This window comes from Frigoribacterium sp. CFBP 13729 (assembly GCF_014841875.1).
Lineage (GTDB): Bacteria > Actinomycetota > Actinomycetes > Actinomycetales > Microbacteriaceae > Frigoribacterium.
In genome coordinates this window covers 129787-148344 of the sequence record NZ_JACYUR010000004.1, presented here as the reverse complement: position 1 = coordinate 148344, position 18558 = coordinate 129787, and the positions used below count along the sequence as shown (strand labels likewise).

The 18558-nt window shown below is 73.7% G+C and carries 18 protein-coding genes; 11 read left to right on the top strand and 7 right to left on the bottom strand.

From position 1 onward, the window contains the following. Positions 1 to 110 precede the first annotated feature (110 nt). Both IFT77_RS13015 and IFT77_RS13010 read right to left on the bottom strand, forming a co-directional pair. Positions 111 to 1811, bottom strand: a complete 1701-nt coding sequence (locus IFT77_RS13015) for a ribonuclease J (RefSeq protein ID WP_123548473.1) — start codon at positions 1809 to 1811, stop codon at positions 111 to 113. 440 nt (positions 1812 to 2251) lie between these two features. Then, positions 2252 to 2761 carry a GNAT family N-acetyltransferase gene (locus IFT77_RS13010; protein ID WP_192170218.1) on the bottom strand — a complete coding sequence of 170 codons (510 nt, stop codon included), beginning with the start codon at positions 2759 to 2761 and terminating at the stop codon, positions 2252 to 2254. A gap of 43 nt (positions 2762 to 2804) precedes the next feature. Between IFT77_RS13010 and IFT77_RS13005 the strand changes: the two genes are divergently transcribed. From IFT77_RS13005 to IFT77_RS12995, 3 genes are all read left to right on the top strand, one after another. Further along, positions 2805 to 3119 (top strand): hypothetical protein, encoded by a 315-nt coding sequence (locus IFT77_RS13005; RefSeq protein ID WP_192042978.1) that lies wholly within the window; start codon positions 2805 to 2807, stop codon positions 3117 to 3119. 223 nt (positions 3120 to 3342) lie between these two features. Then, positions 3343 to 3876: a PadR family transcriptional regulator gene (locus IFT77_RS13000; protein ID WP_228506932.1), complete on the top strand. Its 534-nt coding sequence runs from the start codon at positions 3343 to 3345 to the stop codon at positions 3874 to 3876. A gap of 101 nt (positions 3877 to 3977) precedes the next feature. After that, positions 3978 to 5678, top strand: a complete 1701-nt coding sequence (locus IFT77_RS12995; protein WP_192170217.1) for an AarF/UbiB family protein — start codon at positions 3978 to 3980, stop codon at positions 5676 to 5678. A gap of 21 nt (positions 5679 to 5699) precedes the next feature. Here the strand turns inward: IFT77_RS12995 and IFT77_RS12990 are convergent, their stop codons facing one another. Genes IFT77_RS12990 through IFT77_RS12980 form a run of 3 tightly spaced genes read right to left on the bottom strand, consistent with a single transcriptional unit; the run spans position 5700 to position 8444 of the window. Beyond that, positions 5700 to 6377 carry a methionine ABC transporter permease gene (locus IFT77_RS12990; protein ID WP_233569182.1) on the bottom strand — a complete coding sequence of 226 codons (678 nt, stop codon included), beginning with the start codon at positions 6375 to 6377 and terminating at the stop codon, positions 5700 to 5702. Beyond that, entirely contained in the window at positions 6370 to 7407 is a 1038-nt protein-coding gene (locus IFT77_RS17520; protein WP_192170216.1) for an ATP-binding cassette domain-containing protein, read from the bottom strand. Before IFT77_RS17520 ends, IFT77_RS12990 begins: the two co-directional genes overlap by 8 nt. After that, positions 7404 to 8444, bottom strand: coding sequence for a MetQ/NlpA family ABC transporter substrate-binding protein (locus tag IFT77_RS12980; protein WP_192170215.1), 1041 nt, complete (start codon positions 8442 to 8444; stop codon positions 7404 to 7406). The genes IFT77_RS17520 and IFT77_RS12980 overlap by 4 nt, the downstream gene beginning before the upstream one ends. A 209-nt stretch (positions 8445 to 8653) precedes the next feature. On the opposite strand from IFT77_RS12980, the gene IFT77_RS12975 reads away from it, so the two are divergent. The 5 genes from IFT77_RS12975 to IFT77_RS12955 all read left to right on the top strand — a co-directional run bounded on the left by IFT77_RS12975 (position 8654) and on the right by IFT77_RS12955 (position 13453). Continuing rightward, on the top strand, positions 8654 to 9961 hold the full coding sequence (locus IFT77_RS12975; RefSeq protein WP_192170214.1) for an acyl-CoA dehydrogenase: 1308 nt from the start codon (positions 8654 to 8656) through the stop codon (positions 9959 to 9961). A gap of 405 nt (positions 9962 to 10366) precedes the next feature. Continuing rightward, positions 10367 to 10594 carry a hypothetical protein gene (locus IFT77_RS12970; RefSeq protein WP_123548481.1) on the top strand — a complete coding sequence of 76 codons (228 nt, stop codon included), beginning with the start codon at positions 10367 to 10369 and terminating at the stop codon, positions 10592 to 10594. 20 nt (positions 10595 to 10614) lie between these two features. Further along, entirely contained in the window at positions 10615 to 11667 is a 1053-nt protein-coding gene (locus tag IFT77_RS12965) for a phosphotransferase (RefSeq protein WP_192170213.1), read from the top strand. A gap of 245 nt (positions 11668 to 11912) precedes the next feature. Continuing rightward, positions 11913 to 13076, top strand: a complete 1164-nt coding sequence (locus tag IFT77_RS12960) for an inorganic phosphate transporter (protein ID WP_192170212.1) — start codon at positions 11913 to 11915, stop codon at positions 13074 to 13076. Between the two features lie 2 nt (positions 13077 to 13078). Next, the gene (locus tag IFT77_RS12955) at positions 13079 to 13453 is read left to right on the top strand and encodes a hypothetical protein (RefSeq protein ID WP_192170211.1); all 375 of its coding nucleotides are present in this window, start codon (positions 13079 to 13081) and stop codon (positions 13451 to 13453) included. 151 nt (positions 13454 to 13604) lie between these two features. Here IFT77_RS12955 and IFT77_RS12950 read toward each other — a convergent pair whose 3' ends face one another. Beyond that, positions 13605 to 14573 (bottom strand): GlxA family transcriptional regulator, encoded by a 969-nt coding sequence (locus IFT77_RS12950; protein ID WP_192042987.1) that lies wholly within the window; start codon positions 14571 to 14573, stop codon positions 13605 to 13607. Positions 14574 to 14670: 97 nt separating this feature from the next. Here IFT77_RS12950 and IFT77_RS12945 point away from each other — a divergent pair, with 97 nt between their 5' ends. Next, positions 14671 to 15372 (top strand): HD domain-containing protein, encoded by a 702-nt coding sequence (locus IFT77_RS12945; RefSeq protein WP_192170210.1) that lies wholly within the window; start codon positions 14671 to 14673, stop codon positions 15370 to 15372. A 137-nt stretch (positions 15373 to 15509) separates the two neighbouring features. Then, positions 15510 to 16559 carry an LLM class flavin-dependent oxidoreductase gene (locus IFT77_RS12940; RefSeq protein WP_192170209.1) on the top strand — a complete coding sequence of 350 codons (1050 nt, stop codon included), beginning with the start codon at positions 15510 to 15512 and terminating at the stop codon, positions 16557 to 16559. 187 nt (positions 16560 to 16746) lie between these two features. On the opposite strand, the gene IFT77_RS12935 is transcribed toward IFT77_RS12940, so the two are convergent. Beyond that, entirely contained in the window at positions 16747 to 17727 is a 981-nt protein-coding gene (locus tag IFT77_RS12935; protein WP_192170208.1) for a helix-turn-helix transcriptional regulator, read from the bottom strand. 101 nt (positions 17728 to 17828) lie between these two features. Here IFT77_RS12935 and IFT77_RS12930 point away from each other — a divergent pair, with 101 nt between their 5' ends. Then, positions 17829 to 18521: an SDR family NAD(P)-dependent oxidoreductase gene (locus IFT77_RS12930; RefSeq protein ID WP_192170207.1), complete on the top strand. Its 693-nt coding sequence runs from the start codon at positions 17829 to 17831 to the stop codon at positions 18519 to 18521. Positions 18522 to 18558 lie beyond the last annotated feature (37 nt).

Sequence of the window (18558 nt, the reverse complement as noted above, 5' to 3'; positions counted from 1 at the left end):
CTCGTCCCGTCGGTTCCCTCTCCCGCGTCCACGGATCGACGAGAGATGCTCCCTGCACAGGTGCAGGGAGCATCTCTCGTCGGTTCACGGCCCGTCAGGGCCGGGGCGGGTCAGTCGGCGTCGATGACGACCGTCGTGATGACGGGCGTGCGACGGTGGCGACGGAAGAACCAGCGGCTCAGGCCGTCCTCGATGGCGCGCTCGGCGGCCTCGCCGTCGACGTGGCCGCGGGCGGTGGCCTGCTCGAGGGCCTTGGCCGCGACGTCCTCGGCCTGGTCCTCCCAGCCGACGGCCTCGACGAAGCCGCGCGGGATGAACTCGACGGGCTCGACCAGCTTCTGCGTCGCGAGGTCGAAGATGCCGAGCACCGTGATGTGGCCCTCCTCGGCGAGCGACAGGCGGTCCTTGAGGGCGTCCTCGGTGGCGACGCCGATCGTGGCTCCGTCGACGAACACGTAGGGCGCGGGGATGCGTCCGGCGATGCTGGCGCGGCCGCGGTCGAGGTCGACGACCACGCCGTCCTCGACGACGAGCACGCGGTCCTCGGCGACGCCGGTGGCGATCGCGAGGTCGGCGTTGGCCGTCAGGTGGCGCCACTCGCCGTGCACGGGCAGGACGTTCTTCGGCTTGACGATGTTGTAGCAGTAGGTCAGCTCGCCGGCGCTGGCGTGGCCGGAGACGTGCACCTTGGCGTTGCCCTTGTGCACGACGGTCGCGCCCCAGCGGATCAGGCTGTTGATCACGCCGTAGATCGCGTTCTCGTTGCCGGGGATGAGCGAGCTCGCGAGCAGGATCGTGTCGCCCTCGCCGACCTTGATGATGTGCTCGCGGTTGGCCATGCGCGACAGCGCCGCCATCGGCTCGCCCTGCGAGCCGGTGCAGATCAGGACGATCTTGTTGTCCTGCATCTTGCTGAGCTGCTTGAGGTCGACGACCAGGCCCTTGGGGATGTTCAGGTAGCCGAGGTCGGAGGCGATGCCCATGTTGCGGACCATCGAGCGGCCGACGAAGGCGACCTTGCGGCCGTGCTTGTGGGCGGTGTCGAGCACCTGCTGGATGCGGTGCACGTGGCTGGCGAAGCTCGACACGACGATGCGCTTCGGCGCCTCGCGGAAGACGCGGTCGATCGCGGCGCCCAGGTCCTTCTCCGCGGTCGTGAAGCCGGGGACCTCGGCGTTGGTCGAGTCGGTCATGAACAGGTCGACGCCCTCGTCGCCCAGGCGGGCGAAGTGGTTGAGGTCGGTGATCCGCTTGTCCATCGGGAACTGGTCCATCTTGAAGTCGCCCGTGTGCAGCACGAGGCCGGCGCTCGTGCGGAGCGCGACGGCGAGGCCGTCGGGGATGGAGTGGTTCACGGCCACGAACTCGAGGTCGAAGGGGCCGGCCTGGTGGTGGTCGCCCGCGGCGACCTCGTGGGTGATCGGCGTGATCTTGTGCTCCTGCAGCTTCGCCGTGATGAAGGCGAGCGTGAGCTTCGAGCCGACCAGGGGGATGTCGGGGCGCTCCTTGAGGAGGTAGGGCACGCCTCCGATGTGGTCTTCGTGGCCGTGCGTCAGCACGATGGCCTCGACGTCCTTCAGGCGGTCGCGCAGCGGCGTGAAGTCGGGCAGGATCACGTCGATGCCGGGCTGCGTCTCTTCCGGGAAGAGCACGCCGCAGTCGACGACGACGAGCTTGCCCTTGTGCTCGAAGAGGGTCATGTTGCGCCCGACGTCGCCGAGGCCGCCGAGCGGGGTGACGCGCAGGGCGCCGCGCTTCAGGGGCTGGGGCTTCTTGAGGTCGAGGGAGTGCTTGGTCGCTACGTTCGGCATGCTGGCCGCTTTCTGTGGGGGAGTCGCGCGAGGTGTGCCCGCACGGAGGTGTCGGTGTTCTGCCGGCGTCGACCCGCTCGGCGGGCTGCCCGGCCCGCTGTGGCGGGACCGGCGAAGGAGGCTCAGGTCTCGGCCGGCGACTCGCTGTCGAGCGCCGTCGAGATCGACCACGTGGCGATCCGCCTCGCCGCCCGTGTGGGTTTCGGCGGAGGCGTCCGTTGCGTCCACTGGCGTGGTCGCGTCGACCACAGAGAGCGTGGCCAGACGAACTGTCGGACCGCAGTCTAGGCCACCCGGCTCGACGCCCGCCTCCTGCTCTCCTCGCTCTCCTCATTCAGGAACATCCGTCCTGATCTGCGCAGCGGGGGGACTCGCCGTCCTGACCCGTGCACGACTCAGGACCCGCGCCCCGCGACTTCCTGCACGCGGGACGGCCGGGGTCATTCGACGGCGCGCAGGTCCCGGCCGTAGGTCCGCATCGGACGACCGAGCAGCGAGTGCTCGAACGGCTCGCCGACCGCCTCCCAGCCCTCGCTCTCGTAGAGGCGGAGCGCCGCCGCGTTGTCGAGCAGCGCGTGGAGCACGACCCGCGTGTGCCCGAGCTCGGCGAGCTGATCCGTCACGTGACGGATCAGCGCTCGAGCGAGACCCTGCCCCTGCGCGGCCGGTGCGACGGCGAGCAGGCCCAGGACGGCGGCGTCCACCGGGTCGGACGGCAGGCCGCTCCCCGGCGCGGTCGCCAGGACGAACCCGCCGAGCGTGCCGTCGTCCTGCTCCGCGACGAACCAGCTGGTGCTGCGGCCGAACTTCGGGCGTGCCCGCTCGGCGACGCCCGGGAACGCCTGGCCGTCCCGGGCCGCGCACGCCGCGACCCAGAGCGCGACGCACGCCTCGGCGTCGGCGCTCGTGGCCGGGCGGAGGGAGGGGCTGATCGCACGGGTGTCGTCCACAGGTCGATCATGCCGGGGACGACCTCCTCGTAGGATCGCGTGCATGGGGGGCCAGAGCAGGAACGTCGACGTCGTCCGTGCGGAGATCCTCGGCGCGGTCGACGAGCTGCGGAGAGCGGCGGTCGCCGACGGTGACGACGCGCGCCTCTCGGTCGCCCGCCAGCTCAGCGACCGCTTCGCCGGCCTCGTGACCGCGCAGGAGGTGCGCGTCGCGTCCCGGGACGCGCTCGCCCTGTGGCGAGGCGGCATGGGCTCGTTCCAGGACGTCGGCAACGCCGACACGGAACACGCCGTCGAGCGGCTCCGTCGGGCCCTGCGTCGCGGCCGGTGGTCCCGGCCGACCCGTCCGCGTCGCTGACTGCCGCCTCGAGTCCCCGGGCGACCGCGTCGAGTGGTCAGGTCCTGTCCCTCAGGGCGTCGGCACCGGCCAGAACCGACCACTCGGCGCGCGGACGCGGCGCGGACGCGGCACGGACGCGGCACGAAGGCGCACGCTCGCCGACCCTGGGCGCCAGCCCCGCTCCCGCCGAGGCCCGAGGTATATCGTTCGGGCATCGCTCGACCCTCGACAGGAGATCATCATGGGCACCTCGCGCACACCCGGCACCTTCGGCATGGACCTCGACGGGATGTGGCAGGCCATGGACCAGCTCCGCTCCACCTTCGACCGTCGTGACGGCGCCCGCGCCCCGCGCGGCGAGGTCCGCGCCGCGATCCTCGCCCTGCTCGGCGAGCGGCCCATGCACGGCTACCAGATCATCCACGAGATCGACGAGCGCAGCGGCGGCGACTGGAAGCCCAGCGCCGGCTCCGTCTACCCGACGCTGCAGCTGCTCGCCGACGAGGGCCTGATCGTCGCCGAGGAGACCGACGGCCGCAAGGTCTGGTCGCTCACCGACTCGGGCCGCGCCGCCGCCGGCGTCGACCCCTCCGACCCGTGGGCCGCCCCGCGCTCCTCCGGCGACCGTCGCACCGCCCTGCCCAAGGCCGGCGTCGAGCTCGCCCGCGCGACCGCCCAGATCGGCCGCACCGGCACCTCCGCCCAGGTCGACGAGGCGGTGGCGGTCCTCGACGAGGCACGCCGGCGCATCTACTCGATCCTCGCTCGAGACTGACGCGGGTGGCGTCGCCCCGTCCCGACGAGGCCAGCTCCGCGGCAGGAGACCGCGGCTCAACGGAGCGAGACCGCGGCTCCGCGGAGCGCGACCGCAGCTCGGTGGCACGTGACCGCGACCCCGCGGTGCGCGACCGCGCCGGCCGCGCCCGGTACCGCCGGATCCTGCGCTTCGCGTCCCGCCACCTCGCGGTGACGTGGTGGTTCGAGCTCGTGCTGCCCCGGTTCGGGCTCCGCTGGGTCGCCGAGCGCACCCGCGCCCGGCGGATGCAGCGCTTCGCCCGCGGCTTCCACGGGCTCGCGCTCGACCTCGGCGGCCTGATGATCAAGGTCGGCCAGTACCTGTCCTCGCGCCTCGACGTGCTCCCGCCCGAGATCACCAAAGAACTCGAGGGGCTGCAGGACGAGGTCACGCCCGTGCCCTTCCCCGAGATCCGGGCGCTCGCCGAGGCCGAGCTGGGCATGTCGCTCGACCGGGTCTTCGCCTCCGTGTCCCCGGAGCCGATCGCGGCAGCCTCCCTCGGCCAGGCGCACCGCGCCGTCCTCGGCCCGGTCGACTCGGCCGACACCGGTCTCCGCGACGTCGTGCTCAAGGTGCAGCGCCCCGGCATCGACCGCATCGTCGACGTCGACCTGGCCGCGCTCCGCAAGGTCGGCGGCTGGCTGAGCCACGTCCGCCTCGTCTACGACCGCGTCGACGCCCCTGCCCTCGTCGAGGAGTTCGCCCGCACCAGCCTCGAGGAGATCGACTACCTGCACGAGGCCGCCAACTCGGCCCGCTTCGCCGCCGACTTCGCCGACGACGACCGGGTCGGCGTGCCCGACGTCGTCTGGGAGCGGTCCACCCGCCGCGTCCTCGTGCTCGAGGACGTCTCCGCGATCAAGATCACCGACGCCGAGGGCCTCCGCGCCGCGGGCATCGATCCTGCCGAGGTCGCCCCGGTCTTCGCCGCGGTCATGTTCGACCAGCTCTTCGGCAACGGCTTCTTCCACGCCGACCCGCACCCCGGCAACATCTTCGTCACGCCCGTCGAGGCCGCCGAGGGCGAGCGCCCGTGGCGGCTCACCTTCATCGACTTCGGGATGATGGGGGAGGTGCCCACCGGCACCCGGAACGGCCTCCGTCAGCTGCTCATCGCGGCCGCGTCGCGCGACGGCAGCGGCATGGTGAACGCGATGCGCGACCTCGGCGTGCTGCTGCCCACCGCCGACACGGTCGGCCTCGAGCGCGCCGTCACCGCGACCTTCGCCCGCTTCGGCGGCATGGGCTTCGCCGAGCTGCGCGAGGTCGACCCTCGCGAGTACCGCGAGTTCGCCGGGCAGTTCGGCGACCTGATCCGGTCGCTGCCGTTCCAGCTGCCCGAGGACTTCCTGCTCGTCCTGCGGGCCGTGACCCTCACCTCCGGCGTGGCCAGCGCCCTCGACCCGGTCTTCAACCTCTGGGACTCGGTCGAGCCCTACGCGGCCCGCCTGGTGCGCGACGAGCGCGGCAACGCCGTGCAGGACGTCGCCCGGCGAGCGGCCGACGCGGTCGGCGTCGCCGCCCGGCTGCCCGGCCGGCTCGACCACCTCGTCGGGCGCCTCGAGGACGGCACGCTCGAGGTCGGCAGTCCCCGCATCGAGCGGCAGCTCGGCCGGATCGAGCGGACGGCCCGCCGCGTGCTCGCCGCCGTCCTGTTCGGCGGTCTGCTGATCGCCGGTGCGGTGCTGCGCGCCGACGGCGACGTGCTCGGCACGGTGCTGATGGCCGCCTCCGCGGTGCCGCTGCTGTACGCGCTGCTCGCCGGCCGTCTCCCCGGCTAGGAGGCGGCACCTCCTGCAGGGCTAGGCCGTCGCGGTCTCGTGCAGCACCTTGCGGGCGACCACGTTGCCGAGCAGCTGCGCCACCTGCACCAGCACGATGATCAGCACGATCACGGTCACCATGACGAACGTGTCGAAGCGCTGGTAGCCGTACGTGATGGCGAGGTTGCCGAGCCCGCCGCCCCCGACGAGGCCGGCGACCGCGGTCGCGTCGACCAGGGCGACGAAGATGTAGGTCAGGCCGAGCACGAGCGGGCCGAGCGCCTCCGGCACGACGATCGTGACGAGCACCCGCAGGGGCGACGCTCCCATGGCGGCGCCCGCCTCCACCGATCCGCGGTCGACCGCGACGAGGTTCGTCTCGGCGATGCGCGCGATCGAGAACGTCGCGACGATGGTCAGCGCGAAGATGGCGGCGCCCGTGCCGATGCTCGTGCCGATCACGACGCGGGTCAGCGGCGAGATCGCGACGATCAGGATGATGAACGGGATCGGCCGGATCACGTTGATGACCGCGTTCAGGGTCGTGAAGACCGCCGCGTTCTGCAGCAGGTTGCCGCGTCGGGTCGAGTAGAGCACCAGCCCCAGCACGACGCCGAGCACGGTCGCCAGGACGAACGACACCGTCACCATCTGCAGGGTCTGGAGCAGGGCGGTCCAGATCTTGGGCCAGAGCACGGCCGGCTCGATGTCACGCACCGGCGACCACCTCCGTCACGCTCGTGGTGCGGCGCAGGTCGACCACGGCCGCGTCGATCGCCGCGTCGTCGCCGAGCAGCTCGACCGTGAGGTCGCCGAACAGCCGGGACTGCAGCTCGCTGACACCGCCGTAGACGACGTTGAAGTCGACGCCGTGGGTGCGCGCGACGCGGGAGAGGAACGGGTCGTTCGACTCGCGGTCCTCGACGTGGAGGCGCACGATGCGTCCCGTGTGCACCCTGCGGATGCGCTCGAGGACGCCGGGCGTCGCCTCGTGGTGCAGCACGGACGACACGAACCGCCGCGACGTGGGGTGCTGCGGGTCGGCGAACAGGTCGTAGACCGAGCCGGTCTCGACGACCTCGCCGCCCTGCATCACGGCGACGCTGTCGGCGAGCTCGCGGATGACGTCCATCTCGTGGGTGACCAGCAAGATCGACAGGCCGTACTCGTCGTTGACGCTGCGCAGCAGGTCGAGCACCTCGCCGGTGGTCTGCGGGTCGAGGGCGCTCGTCGCCTCGTCCGAGATGAGCACGTCGGGGCGGTTCGCCAGCGCGCGGGCGATGCCGACGCGCTGCTTCTGGCCGCCCGACAGCTTCGCCGGGTACTCGAGCGCCTTCTCGCTGAGCCCGACGAAGTCGAGCAGCTCCTCGACCCGGTCGAGCGTCTCGTCGCGCGACAGCCCCGAGAGGCGCAGGGGGTAGGCGACGTTGCCGTAGACGGTGCGTGACGAGAGCACGTTGAACTGCTGGAAGATCATGCCGATCCGGCGGCGGGCCGCGTAGAGCTCCTTCCCGCGGAGCGCCGAGACCTCGCGGCCGTCGACGACGACCCGGCCGCTCGTCGGCCGCTCGAGGGCGTTCACGGTGCGCAGCAGCGTCGACTTGCCGGCTCCGGAGTAGCCGACGATGCCGAAGACCTCGCCGCGCGCCACCTCCAGGCTGACGTCGCGGAGGGCGTCGAACCGGCGCCCCTGCACCGTGTACGACTTCGAGACGTGCTCGAACGAGACGACCGGGTCGGCGGTCACGAGGTCAGCTCGCGGGCGGCGGTCTCGAGGTCGGCGAGGGTGCTGCGCAGGTCGGCCGCCGAGACGTCGACGAGCACCGTGTTCCCGAACGACTCCTCCTCCAGGGCGGCGGCGACGCGCGGGTCGGCGTAGGCGTCGGCGAGCTTCGTCCACGCCTCGTCGTCGGCGTTGTCGGCCCGCGTGACGACCGCGTTGACGTAGGGCCGCGACTCCTCGCTGAGCGAGTCGTCGAGGTAGAGCGCGTCCTCGGCGTCGATCTGCTGCGACGGGTCGAAGTAGGAGGTGCCGACCACGACCGCGTCGAGGCTCGGGTCGTCGAACTGGGTGGGGATCGTCGTCGCGCCGATCGGGACGAACTCGAGGCCGAGGTCGTTCGACACGACGTCGTCGACGGTCGGGTAGACGCCGACGTCCGGGCCGAGCTCGATCAGCCCGGCAGCCTGCAGGATGAACAGCGCCCGGGCGCCGTTCGACGCGTCGTCGGGGATCGCGATGCGTGCGCCCTGGCCGAGGTCGTCGAGGTCGTCGACCGTCGCGGAGAAGACGCCCCACTGCGTGATGGTGGTCGAGAAGACCGGCGTCAGGTCGGTGTCGTTCGCGACGTTGTACGCGCTGAGGAACGCCGTGTGCTGGAACGCGTTCGCGTCGACCTCGCCGGCCACGAGGGCCGAGTTCGGCAGGGTCCAGTCGTCGAAGTTGACCCAGGTGACGTCGAGGCCGTCCTCGGCCGCGACCAGCTTGACCGCGTCCTGCAGGTCGCTCTCGCCGCTTCCGGCGATCTTCACGCTGATCCGGTCGCCGCCGCCTCCTGCGCCTCCGCCGGTCGCCGCCTGGGCGCCGTCGCCGGCTCCCGCGGTGGCCGATCCGGCCCAGAAGCCGCCGCCGACGAGGGCCGCGGCGACGACGACGCCGAGCCCGGTGAGCAAGCCGCGGCGACGCTTGCGGCGCGAGTCGTCGAGGGAGGCGCGGAGCCCGGCGGGAGCACCGGCGGGCGGGTCGGCGGCGGGCGTGGGCTGCGGTGCGTCGTGATCGGACACGGGGACTCCTCGGGGTGGTGGGCTGTGTGCTGTGGGTGGTGGGGCGGGCGTGCTCCCAGCGGTGTCGTGGAGCTCCGCCGGGGTGATGGCTGCCGACCCTGTCACGGCGGCGGAGCCCGCCGCGAGGACTCTTGCGACATGTGTCGTGACGTGTCGTCATGTGTCGTCGGCCCTGTCGCAGGAGGCGCGGGCATGACACAAAGGAGCGCATGACCGACAGCACGAGCGACCCCACGGCGGCCTCCGGCACGCCCCACCTCGACGACCGCATCGAGGCGGTCTTCGGCCCCCTGGTCGACGAGATCGCGGCGGGCGCGGTCGCCCGGGAGCGCGACCGCCGCCTCCCCGTCGACGAGGTCGACCTGCTGCGCCGGGCCGGCTTCGGCGCGCTGCGGGTGCCGGTCGAGCACGGCGGCTGGGGGGCGTCCCTGGAGCAGGAGTTCCGCCTCCTCGTGCGCCTCGGCGAGGCCGACTCGAACCTGCCGCAGCTGCTGCGCGGGCACGTCGCGTTCGTCGAGACGCAGCGGGCGCAGCCGGACGGGCCGCTCCGCACCGAGTGGCTCGGGCGGCTGGCGGCCGGCGACGTGCTCGTCGGGAACGCGCAGGCCGAGCGCGGCGACGCGACCGCCGTGACGACCCGGCTGACCGAGGTCGACGGCCGCCTCCGGCTCGACGGGCGCAAGTTCTACAGCACGGGCACCCTCTACGCCGACTGGATCTGGGTCGGGGCGCTCCGCGGCGACGAGCCCGTGGCGCTGGCCGTGCGCGCCGACGCGCCGGGCGTCACGCGCCTCGACGACTGGGGCGGCTTCGGCCAGCGCCTCACCGGCAGCGGCACGACGATCTTCGACGACGTCACGGTCGACCCGGCCCAGGTGCTGCCCTGGAGCGACAACGCCGAGCGTCGCCCGCTCGCCTACACGCAGTCGCTCTACCAGCTCGTGCTGCTCGCGGCCGAGACGGGGATCGCCCGGGCGGTGCTGCGCGACGCCGTCGAGTTCGTCCGGCCCCGCACCCGCACGTTCGGCGTCGCGGGGGTGTCGCTGCCGCGCGAGGACCCGCTCGTGCAGGGCGTCGTCGGGCGGCTGTCGAGCATCGCGTCGGCGGTCGAGGCGGTGACGCTGTCCGCGGTCCGGGCGCTGGAGGCGGCCGACGCGCGCGCCTCGGGCGACGACTACCAGGAGGCGCTGGCCACGGTCTTCGAGGCCCAGCAGGTCGTGCTGCCGCTCGTCCTCGAGGCCGCGACCGCCCTGTTCGAGGTGGGCGGCGCCTCCGCGGTGGACGCCGACCGGGCCCTCGACCGGCACTGGCGGAACGCCCGCACCATCGCGTCGCACAACCCCGCGATCCACCGCGAGCGGGCGCTTGGCGACCGCCGCCTCAACGGCACGCCGTTCCGCACGGGGCCGCAGGCGGCTGCCGCTGCGCCTGCGACGCCTGCCGCGCCCGCTGGGCCCGCCGCGCCCCCGGCCCCCGCGCCCGCTGCCGCCCACCCGGACCTCGTCCGCACCCCCTAGACCCGCGCGCACCCCCCGGCGCGCACGAGGGTGTGCGCGGGTCCCGAGGGTGCGGACGCGCCCCCGGCTAGCGGGACCCGGGAGGCGTGCCGCCGCCTCCTGCGCTCCCGCCCCCGCCGCCCGACGGCGCCGCGCCCGTCGTGGGCGTCGTCATCGATGAGCGCCCCCTGCGGCTCCGATGAGCCAGCCATGAGCGTCGACAGTGGCGCCGCCGGTGCGGGCGACCCGCCGAACCGACGCGAACTGCTCGGCACGCAGACGCGACGAGCGCTTCCCGCCGGTTCACCAGGTCCCTCGTCGTCAGGGCGGCGGCCGAGGTGGCGGTGGTCCCGGCATCCAGGACCCGCCCTCGACGACGGCCGAGGTCGTCGGTAGCGTGGGCGGACGCCGTCGAGGGGACACCGCATGAACACCGCCACAGTCGTCATCGCCCTGATCGTGCTCGCGATCGTCGCCGCCACCGTCGCGATCGTGCTCCGCGACCGGCGGGACCGCGCGCTGGCCGCCAGGCTCGACGAGTCCGACCCAGGGGCAGGCGTGCGGGCCCAGGCCGATGCTGAGCGGCAACAGGCCGGCCCGAGGGGCGAGGCCGGCGGTTCGTCGTGGTCGGCCGCCGGCGGGAACTCGGCCTGAGCCGGGGCACGGCCGGCCCCGTGGACAAGGACCCGCACCCGCACCTGCACCTGCACCCACACGACGACGGCCACGAGGCTGCTGCCGTCATGGAGTCGGACTCCTCTCCCGAGCCCGATCCGGACGAGGGAGCGCTGGTCTCCTTGGCCGCCCTGGCGGTCGAGAAGCTCGTCTCTCGCGCTCGCGGCACCCGCCAGGGCGCCCTCCTGCCCGGCGTCGACGCCCACGTCGTCCGGATCTGGGGAGACGGCGTGGACGTCGTCGTGCGCACGCCGCACGGCCCCGCCGGGTCGGCGCCCGACACCTACCCGGCCGAGCGATGGGCCGCCGAGCACGCTGCGCGCCACGGAGTGCCGACCCCTCGGGTGCTCGCCTCCGAACCCGAGTTCGGGGAGGCGCCCCTCATGATCGTCGAGCACGTCACCTCGATCGCCTCCGACCGCGACCCGTGGCACGACCTCGGCCGCCTCGCCGCGGCGCTCGCCGAGGTGCCGCTCGACCCCGCGACGGCGGGCGCGCCCGGGGACGACGACGCTCGCGTGCCCGACGCGCTCCTCACCCGTCTCGGCCGCGACCTGCCGGAGGCCTGGCGCCGCCACCTGCGGTACGGCCTCGACTCCCTGGTGCCCGGCGACCGCCTCCTCGACCTCGGCGTCTACGACGAGCAGCAGCGCGGCCCGCTGCGAGCGGCCCTCGAGCAGCTCGCGGTCGAGAGCGCGGGGTGGCGGCACGGACTCGTGCACGGCGACCTCGCGCCGCGCAACCTCGTGCCCCGGGGGGCCGACGACCCCGTACTCATCGACTGGGGGACGGCCCGGACGGGCCCCGTGCCGTGGCTCGAGCTCGACCGCGTGCACCGCTGGAGCGCCCTCGACGGCCTCGTCACGGTCGACGAGCTGCGGCGCTTCGCGGACGGCGTCGGGGTCGACCTCGACGACGCCCTGCCGACCCTGCGACGACTCGCCCTGCTGCACCACCTCGACCTGGTCCGCTGGGCCCTCGAGCGCCGGCCCGACCGGCTCGCCCGCGAGGTCGAGGAGGCGCGGCGAGCGATCGCGCGCTGCCTGCGCTGACAGCCCGGTCGGCCAGTCCTGACCACTCGAGGCCGCGCCGCGCCTCCGGCGGGCAGAGGGGCACCCGCACCCGTCGTCGCAGCATGTGCATGCCGTGCATGATTCTCCCGTTGTTCACCGACGCGGCCCGCCCGCGGGCCTAGCGTCACCGGTGCAGGAGCAGCGCCCGTCATCGCGACGGGACCCGCACCTCCTGCCTCCGGACGGGCACCTGCCCCGGAGCAGACGACAGAGGGGCGACATCGATGGACGTCTTCGTCACGGTCACGCTGGTGATCGTCGTGGCGCTCGTGTTCGACTTCACGAACGGGTTCCACGACACGGCCAACGCGATGGCCACCTCCGTCGCCACCGGGGCCCTGAAGCCCAAGGTGGCGGTGCTGATCTCGGCCGTGCTCAACCTCGTCGGGGCGTTCCTCTCGACCGAGGTCGCGAGCACCGTCTCGAACGGCATCATCCGCGAGGGCGACGGGGGAGTGCAGGTCACCCCGACGATGATCTTCGCCGGCCTCGTCGGCGCCGTGATCTGGAACCTCGCGACCTGGTACCTCGGCCTGCCCTCGAGCTCGTCGCACGCCCTGTTCGGCGGGCTGATCGGCGCCGCCGTGATCGGTGCGGGCGTCGGCTCGGTCGACTTCGCCGTCGTCCTCTCGAAGGTCGTGCTGCCCGCGCTCATCTCGCCCCTGGTCGCCGGCACGGTGGCGCTGGTCGCGACCTACGCGGCCTACCGCATCACGAAGCAGGCGACGCTGCGCGGCTCGACGGCCGGGTTCCGGCACGGCCAGACGATCAGCGCCTCCCTGGTCTCGTTGGCGCACGGCACGAACGACGCGCAGAAGACGATGGGCGTCATCACGCTCACCCTCATCGCGGCCGGCTACCAGGGCGCGGGCACGACGCCGCAGCTCTGGGTCGTCCTCGCCTGCGGGCTCGCGATCGCGCTCGGCACCTACCTCGGCGGCTGGCGGATCATGCGCACCGTCGGCAAGCGCATCACCGACGTCCAGGCGCCGCAGGGCTTCGCGGCGGAGACGAGCTCGGCCGCGACGATCCTCATCTCGTCGCACCTCGGCTTCGCGCTGTCGACGACCCAGGTCACCTCCGGCTCGATCGTCGGGGCGGGCCTGGGCAAGAAGCTCGCGACCGTGCACTGGGGGGTCGTCGGCAAGATCGCCTCGGCCTGGGTGATCACGCTCCCCGCGGCGGCGCTCGTCGGCGGCGTCAGCGCCTGGCTCGCCAGCACCAGCACCGTCGGGCTCGTCCTCGTCGCGGTCCTCGCGCTCGCCGGGGGCTCGGCCTTCGTGTTCCTCGCCCGTCGCCACCCGGTGACGCACGAGACCGTCAACGACAGCGAGGAGGCGCCCGCCGCGACCCAGCCGGCCGGCGCCTCGCGCGGACAGGGAGAGTGACCGTGTTCCTCGGAGTGGACTGGGGCGCCTTCGTGGTCGTCTTCGTCGTGGCGCTCGCCGCGACCGCCGTCATCGTCACGTTCTTCGCGCTCGGCATCCGGCTGTTCGCCGCGGGGGCGACCGATGCCGTCCCCGGCGGCCCGGTGCCGGTCGAGGCCGGTGCCGGAAGCGGTGCCGGCGGCGCAGGAGCTGCTGCGCTCGCAGGAGGCGCCGGTCACGCAGGAGGCGCCGGTCACGCTGGAGGCGCTGGTCGCCTCCCGGCAGCGCCCGCCGCCCCTCGCTCGCTCCCCGCCACCGTCGGGGGTGCGGCCTGCTTCGCGGTCGGGATCGCCGCCGTGCTCGCGGGCCTGTGGCTGATCGTGCCGCAGTTCCACTGACGCGGTCCTGCGGGGCCGGCCCGCGCCTCCTCGGCTCTCGCCGCGGGGCGACGGCGTCGGGTGGTCGGAAGCGGTCCTTCCCGAGCCGCCGGAGGACAGTTCGCGACCACTCGACTCTCGGCCCGCAGGGCAGGCGGCGAGCAGGCAGCGGTCAGGCGGCGTCGGCCGCGTCCGCCCCGCGGAACGTCGCCCGGTAGGCACGCGGCGTCGTCCCGAGCACCCGCGTGAAGTGGTGCCGCAGCACGGCGGCCGACCCGAACCCGGCCTGCCCGGCGACGGCGTCGAGCCCGAGGCCGGTCACCTCGAGGAGGTGCTGGGCCCGCAGGAGGCGCTGCCTCGTCAGCCAGGCGGCCGGCGTCGTGCCCAGCTCGGCCTTGAACCGGCGGGCGAAGGTGCGGGGCGACATGTGGGCCCGCGCGGCGAGGGCCTCGACGGTCTGCTCCTCGCCGAGGTGCGCGAGCATCCAGTCGGTGAGGGGAGTCAGCGAGGCGTCTGCCTCCTTCGGCAGCGGCGTCTCGATGAACTGGCTCTGGCCGCCGTCGCGGTGCGCGGGCACGACCATCCGGCGGGCGACGACGTTCGCGGCGGCGGCCCCGGCGACCCGACGGACGAAGTGCAGGCACGCGTCGATGCCGGCGGCGGTGCCGGCGCTCGTGATGACCTTCCTGTCCTCGACGAAGAGCACGTCGGGGTCGACGGTCGTGCCGGGGTGCTCGCGCTGCAGCCGCTCGGCGTACATCCAGTGGGTGGTGGCGCGACGGCCCTCGAGGATCCCGGCGTCGGCGAGCACGAAGGCGCCGCTGCAGACGCTGATCAGCCAGGCGCCGCGCGCCTCGGCGGCGACGAGCAGGTCGCGCACGGCGGGCGAGAGCGTGCCGTCGGCCCCGTAGCTGCCGAGCGCCGGGACGCACACGACGTCGGCGTCGGCCGCCGCCTCGAGGCCGTCGGGGACGGCGATGCCGAAGCCCTGGTTCGTGGCGACGACGCCCGGGCGCTCGGTGACGACGCGGTGCTCGAACGACGGGCCGCCGTCGGCGCTGCGGTCGAGGCCGAAGACCTCGCAGAGCACGCCGAACTCGAAGGGGGCGACGCCGTCGGCGACGAGGGTGACGACCTTCATGCGGTCCACGGTGCCTCCCGGCATCTGGCAGTGCTGACGTGTTCGTTGGCGATCCTGCCACTGGTCGGGGCCAGCGTCCACTCGTAGGTTCGGGGGCATGTCGTCCGTCCCGCCCTCGTCCGCCTCCGTGTCTCCGTCCGCCTCCTCGCCCTCGTCCGCCTCCGCCCCCTCGTCTCCGTCCGCCTCCTCGTCCGCCGTCGCGCGCCTCCTCGTCCCGCCCACCGACGTCGCCGCCCGCGCCCGGGAGGTCACCGCGGCCCACGCCAGCCCTGCCCTGCTGGGCCACAGCGTGCGCTCGTGGGCGCTCGCCGCCGAGCTCGGCCGCCGTGAGTCCGTCGCCTTCGACGCCGAGCTGCTCTGGGTCGCCTCGCTGCTGCACGACCTCGGCCTCGTGCCGTCGTTCGACGCGCACGCCGTCGACTTCGAGCACGCCGGGGGAGCCGTCGCCCGCGTCTTCGCCGCCGGAGCCGGCTGGCCGGAGCCCCGACAGCGACGTCTGGCTGAGGTCGTCGAGCGGCACATGTGGACGTCGGTCGACGTCGCGCTCGACCCCGAGGCGCACCTGCTCGAACGGGCGACCAGCCTCGACGTGAGCGGCACAGGAGGTGCGGACTGGGACGTGGCGTTCGTCGCCTCCCTGGTCGCGGCCGTCCCGCGGCTCGGCTTCGCCGCCGAGTTCGCCGCGGCGATCGGCGACCAGGCCGAGCGCAAGCCGGGCAGCCAGGCGGGCCGCACGGTGCGGGGCGGGATGCCCGGGCGCATCGCGGCCAACCCGCTCGACCGCCCGCTGAGCGCCTGAGCGCCTGAGCGGCGGCCGCGGTGGCGGCGGTCCGACGGGCTCCGCCACCGCGCGCCGTGGAATGCCCAGCCTCCGGTCACGGTTCATCCCGTAAGATCATGCACACGCATGAAACGCAGCGGATCGGAGCGCACCCCATGGCACACCCCCTCGAGTTCGGACTCGACACCTTCGGCGACGTCACCGAGCGTCCGGCCGGCGTCGACGGTGCAGGCGAGCTCATCTCGCACGCCCAGTCGATCCGCGACCTCGTCGAGCAGGCCGTGCTCGCCGACCAGGTCGGCCTCGACTTCATCGGCGTCGGCGAGCACCACCGCGTCGACTTCGCGGTGAGCGCGCCCGAGGTCGTCCTCGCGGCGATCGCGGCCCGGACCGAGAGGATCCGCCTGGGCTCGGCCGTGACGGTGCTCAGCTCGGACGACCCCGTCCGTGTCTACGAGCGCTTCGCGACGGTCGACGCGCTGTCGAACGGGCGTGCCGAGGTCATCCTCGGGCGTGGCTCGTTCACCGAGTCGTTCCCCCTCTTCGGCCTCGACCTGCAGGACTACGAGGTGCTCTTCGAGGAGAAGATCCAGCTCTTCGCCGAGCTCCTCAAGGACGAGCCCGTCACCTGGCAGGGCACCAAGCGCGGCGCCCTCAGCGACCAGTGGGTCTACCCGCGCCCCGAGAGCGGCACGCTGAAGACCTGGGTCGGCGTCGGCGGATCGCCGCAGTCGGTCATCCGGGCGGCCCACTACGGCCTGCCCCTCTTCCTCGCGATCATCGGCGGCCAGCCCGCCCAGTTCGCGCCCTACGCCGACCTCTACCGCCGTGCCCTCGGCGAGTTCGGCAAGGAGTCGCAGCCCATCGCGATGCACTCGCCCGGCTTCGTGCTCGAGACCGACGCCGAGGCGAAGGAGGTGCTGTTCCCGTACCAGGAGGCGCAGACGAACCAGCTCGGCAGCGAGCGCGGCTGGCCCCCCTACTCGCGGGCGCAGTACGAGCAGAGCGCGGGCCCGCAGGGCGCCCTCTACGTCGGCTCGCCCGAGACGGTCGCCGCGAAGATCGCCCAGAACATGGCGCTGCTCGGGGCCACGCGCTTCGACATGCGCTACAGCATGGGCCGCCTGCCGCACGCGGAGATGATGCGCAGCATCGAGCTCTACGGCACGAAGGTGGTGCCGCTGGTCCGCGAGATGCTGGCCTAGCCGACTATCGGACCCTGCGCCCGGCCCCGTGCACCTCGCACGCGGCCGGGCGCACTGCTGCCCACTCGGGCTCGGGCTCGACGTCGATGGCCGCAAATGCCGACAGCCAGGCATCAAAACGGCGTTCTGCGACCGGAAATGCCACTATTGCGGGCTCCCCGGTCGGCATTTGCAGTCCGCGCTGTGCCTAGGGCGCCGAGAGCGACGAGGAGGCGGGGGCCGTGTCGGGCGTCTCGCACACGTCGCCGGAGACCCCCACCGCGCCCACGGCTCCGACCCGCAGGAAGTCGAGGGCCGCGGCCGCCGGCGTGCCCTCGGCGGCGGTGTACGCGACGATCGCGAGCTCGCTGCCCGGCACCGTGAACACGTCGCAGTCGAGCTCGAGCGGTCCGACCAGCGGGTGGTCCATCACCTTGCGCGAGGACTCGTGCACGCCGACCGCGCCCCGGGCCCAGAGCTCGGCGAACGCGGGCTCGGACGCGAGCAGCCCGTCGACGAGCGCGCGCAGGCGGGGGTCGGTCGGGTGGTCGACGAGCACCCGGCGCAGGTCGGAGACGAGGGCGGCCCGGAAGCGGGCGCCGCCCGAGCCGTCGAGGTGACGGGTCCGCACTGCCGTGTCCGCGCCTCCTGCGCTCGTCCGTGTCCTGTCCTCCGCCGCGGCGGCAGCCGGGTCGGCCTCGCGACGGGCGTCGCGGAACGCCCGGACGACGATGTTCCGCTCCCCCGCCGGCCAGCCCTCGGGGTCGCCGAGCAGGCGCCCCCAGAGCGGGCTCCAGGTGAGCAGGTCCCAGGAGGCGCTGAAGACCGCGACGGGAGTCTCGCGCAGCCGTCCGACGAGCCGTTGCACGCCCGGGGGGATGTGCCGCGAGACGACGGCCGACGTCGGGGGCAGCAGGCCCGCGCTGCGGAACAGGTGGTCGCGCTCGGCGTCGTCGAGCTGGAGGGCGCGGGCGAGCGCGGTGGCGACCTGGTCGGACGGGTGCCGGGCCCGGCCCTGCTCGAGCCGGACGACGTAGTCGACCGAGAGCCCGGCGAGGGCGGCGAGCTCCTCGCGGCGGAGGCCGACGGCACGGCGTGGACCGCCGACGGGCAGGCCGGCGTCGGAGGGGGCGAGGCGGGCGCGCCACGTCTTCAGCAGCCAGCCGAGCTGGTCGTCCTGTGCAGGCATGCGCTCATCCTCTCCTCCCCAGCGAGGTGCTGCCTGGTACTGGCAGTCCTCCTGCCGGGGCGGGCCACGCGCGCGTCGGCGGCGGCGCGCAGACTCGATCCATGACCACGACACTCATCACCGGATCCAACAAGGGCCTCGGCCTCGAGACCGCCCGCCGCCTGCTCGCCGAGGGCCACACCGTCTGGATGGCGGCGCGAGACGCGTCGCGCGGGCAGCAGGCCGCCGACGAGCTCGGCGCCCGCTTCGTGCAGCTCGACGTCACCGACGACGCCTCGGTCGCCGCGGCGGCCGAGCTCGTCGGGGCCGAGGGCGGGCTCGACGTGCTCGTCAACAACGCGGGCATCACGGGGTCGCACGCCGACCCCGCCGACCTGACGGGCGCCGACGCGCTGCTCGTCCTCGACACCAACGTCGCCGGCATCGTCCGCACGACGCACGCGTTCCTCCCGCTGCTCCGCGCGTCCTCGGCGCCCGCGATCGTCAACGTGACGAGCGGGCTCGGCTCGTTCACCGCGGTGCACGACCCCGACCGCATCGAGTCGACCGTGGTGGCGCCCCTCTACACGGCGTCGAAGTCGGCCGTGACGATGCTCACCGTCCAGTACGCCAAGGCGCTGCCGGGCATCCGGGTCAACGCGGCCGACCCCGGCTACACGGCGACCGACCTCAACGGCAACAGCGGGCACCAGACCGTCACCGAGGGCACCGACGCGATCGTCGAGCTGGCGACGCAGGGGGCGGACGGGCCCACGGGCACGTTCATCGACCGCAGCGGCGTCGCGCCCTTCTAGGCGGTCGCGTGCGGCCTGGCAGCCGTCGCTCGGGTGC

Bases quoted from the DNA above. Each gene is read 5' to 3' on its own strand.
- IFT77_RS13015 (WP_123548473.1), bottom strand. From the start codon at position 1,811: ATGCCGAACGTAGCGACCAAGCACTCCCTCGACCTCAAGAAGCCCCAG.
- IFT77_RS13005 (WP_192042978.1), top strand. From the start codon at position 2,805: ATGGGGGGCCAGAGCAGGAACGTCGACGTCGTCCGTGCGGAGATCCTC.
- IFT77_RS13000 (WP_228506932.1), top strand. From the start codon at position 3,343: ATGGGCACCTCGCGCACACCCGGCACCTTCGGCATGGACCTCGACGGG.
- IFT77_RS12975 (WP_192170214.1), top strand. From the start codon at position 8,654: ATGACCGACAGCACGAGCGACCCCACGGCGGCCTCCGGCACGCCCCAC.
- IFT77_RS12970 (WP_123548481.1), top strand. From the start codon at position 10,367: ATGAACACCGCCACAGTCGTCATCGCCCTGATCGTGCTCGCGATCGTC.
- IFT77_RS12960 (WP_192170212.1), top strand. From the start codon at position 11,913: ATGGACGTCTTCGTCACGGTCACGCTGGTGATCGTCGTGGCGCTCGTG.
- IFT77_RS12950 (WP_192042987.1), bottom strand. From the start codon at position 14,573: ATGAAGGTCGTCACCCTCGTCGCCGACGGCGTCGCCCCCTTCGAGTTC.
- IFT77_RS12945 (WP_192170210.1), top strand. From the start codon at position 14,671: ATGTCGTCCGTCCCGCCCTCGTCCGCCTCCGTGTCTCCGTCCGCCTCC.
- IFT77_RS12940 (WP_192170209.1), top strand. From the start codon at position 15,510: ATGGCACACCCCCTCGAGTTCGGACTCGACACCTTCGGCGACGTCACC.
- IFT77_RS12935 (WP_192170208.1), bottom strand. From the start codon at position 17,727: ATGCCTGCACAGGACGACCAGCTCGGCTGGCTGCTGAAGACGTGGCGC.
- IFT77_RS12930 (WP_192170207.1), top strand. From the start codon at position 17,829: ATGACCACGACACTCATCACCGGATCCAACAAGGGCCTCGGCCTCGAG.